1 protein-coding gene and 1 pseudogene are annotated in these 2,432 nt (G+C 71.0%); both read right to left on the bottom strand.

What is annotated here, in order from left to right; all coding sequences use genetic code 11:
• Window positions 1-2,177, bottom strand: a 2,177-nt coding sequence (locus AB0M08_RS47410; RefSeq protein WP_364508929.1) for a condensation domain-containing protein, incomplete at its 3' end; no start/stop codon positions are given.
• 15 nt (window positions 2,178-2,192) lie between these two features.
• Window positions 2,193-2,363, bottom strand: a pseudogene (locus AB0M08_RS47405) (hypothetical protein); the annotation flags it as partial.
• Window positions 2,364-2,432 lie beyond the last annotated feature (69 nt).

Here is a 2,432-nt window from a genome sequence, read left to right as displayed (position 1 = left end):
GTACGCGCCACCTGAGCGGCGAAAAGCTCCACCAGCGACACACCCGGCACCGGACGCGACGTCTCGTTCCACTCGCCGACCACCCGCGAACGCTCAGCCGGATCGAGCACCACCACCCGGCTCAACGGGAGGGCCGGATCCGCGGCGAGGGCGGCGAGGACCCGGGCGTACCGGGCGGCGAGGGTCCGCGCGGTCTCCTCGTCGAACAGGTCGGCCGCGAACTGGATGCCGCCGGCCAGGCCCGCCGGGGCGCCGCCCTCGTCGCGGCGCTCGATCAGGGTCACCGCCAGGTCGAAGCGCGCGGCCTCCTCGCCCGCTCCGGAGAGGACCGGGGCGATCCGCAGACCGGGCAGGCCCCATTCGCTCTGACCGGTGGGGATGTTCTGCAGCGCGAACATGACCTGGAAGAGCGGGTTGCGCGCCAGCGAGCGCTCCGGGTTGAGCACCTCGACCAGCTTCTCGAACGGCAGATCCTGATGCGCGTACGCCGCCAGATCCGTCTCCCGCACCCGCTTCAGCAGCTCACTGAACGTAGGGTCACCGTCCAGCCGGGCCCGCAACACCAGCGTGTTGACGAAGAAACCGGCCAGGTCGTCCAGGGCCGCGTCGCCCCGGCCCGCCGTCACCGTGCCGATCGGGATGTCCGTGCCCGCACCCGACCGGGACAGCAGCACCGCCAGCGCGGCCTGCGCCACCATGAAGAGCGTGGCCCCGCCCGCTCGCGCCACGTCGAGCAGCCGGGCGTGGACGTCGGCGCCCACCTCGACCGGCACCGAACCGCCCCGGAACGACGACACCGCCGGGCGCGGGCGGTCCGTGGGCAGCGAGAGCTCCTCCGGTGCGCCGGCCAGGGTGTCCCGCCAGTAGTCCAGCTGGCCGGTGATCCGGCTCTCCGGGTCGTCCGGGTCGCCGAGGACCTCGCGCTGCCAGAGGGCGTAGTCGGCGTACTGCACCGGCAACGGCGCCCACGACGGAGCGGCACCCTGATGACGGGCCATGTAGGCGGCGCTCAGATCACGGGACAGCACACCCATCGACCAGCCGTCCACCGCGATGTGATGCGCCACCAGCAGCAACACGTGCTCGTCCGGGCCGCTCCGCAACAGCCACGCCCGCCAGGGCAGGTCCGTCGCCAGATCGAAAATCTCCCCCGCCAGCTCGGCCAGCCGCACCGGCACCTCGTGCTCGGGCGCCTCGACCACGGCCAGCGCGGGACGACCCTCGGCACCCTCCACGATCAGCTGGTACGGCGTGCCGTCGACGGCCGGGAAGACCGTCCGCAGACTCTCGTGCCGATCAGCCACGTCACCCAGCGCCGCCTCCAGGGCCGCGACGTCCAGGTCACCCGACATGCGCAGGGCCAGCGGCAGGTTGTAACCGGCGCCGCCGCTGCCCTCGAGGCGGTTGAGGAACCACATGCGCTGCTGGGCGTAGGAGAGCGGCAGGATCTCGGGCCGCGGGCGGGCGGTCAGGGCCGCCCGGGAGACCCCGCCGCTACCGGCCAGCCGAGCCAGTCCGGCGACGGTCGGCTCGGCGAAGATCTCCCCGATCGCGACCTCGGCACCCAGCACCGACTTCACCCGCGCCAGCAGACGCATCGCCGCCAGACTGTCCCCACCCAACTCGAAGAACGACACATCAGCCGGAACCACGTCACGACCGAGGACCTCCGCGAACAGACCGCACAGGATCTCCTCCGTCGGCGTCGCCGCAGCCCGCCCACCAGACTCGAACCCGACCTCCGGATCGGGAAGCGCAGCCCGATCCACCTTCCCGTTCACCGTCAACGGCAACTCGTCCAACTCCACGAACACCGACGGCACCAGATACTCCGGCAGCAGTCCGGCGACGTGCTCCCGCAAACCTGCGACCTCACCGACCACGTAAGCGACCAGCCGCTGATCCCGGGCCAGCACCACCACCTGGCCCACGCCGGGGTGAGCGGCCAGCACCGCCTCCACCTCACCCGGCTCCACCCGATAACCACGGATCTTCACCTGATCGTCGACACGACCCGCGAACAGCAGGTTCCCGTCACCGTTCCAGCGAGCCAGGTCGCCGGTGCGATACATCCGCCCACCACCGAACGGACACGCCACGAACCGCTCCGCCGTCAACCCCGCCAGTCCCGTGTAACCGCGAGCCAGACCACCACCGGCGACATACAGCTCACCCACGACACCAGGCGGAACCGGCTGCAAAAACTCATCCAGCACGAACACCCGCATGTTGTCCCGAGGACGACCGATCGGCAGAACCGAAGGCACCACCGCACCCGGCTCCAACACGAACGTCGTCGCACACAGAGTCGTCTCGGTCGGACCGTACAAATGCCGGACCCGCACCCCCGGATTGGCCGCCATCACCCGCACGACCGCGCCGACCGGCACCACATCACCACCGGTCAGCACCTCACCGACATGCGCCAACGC

The sequence above is a fragment of the Actinoplanes sp. NPDC051851 genome, assembly GCF_040681165.1.
GTDB lineage: Bacteria > Actinomycetota > Actinomycetes > Mycobacteriales > Micromonosporaceae > Actinoplanes.
Note: the sequence above shows the minus strand (reverse complement) of the source record. Positions and strands in the feature narration are given on the sequence as shown.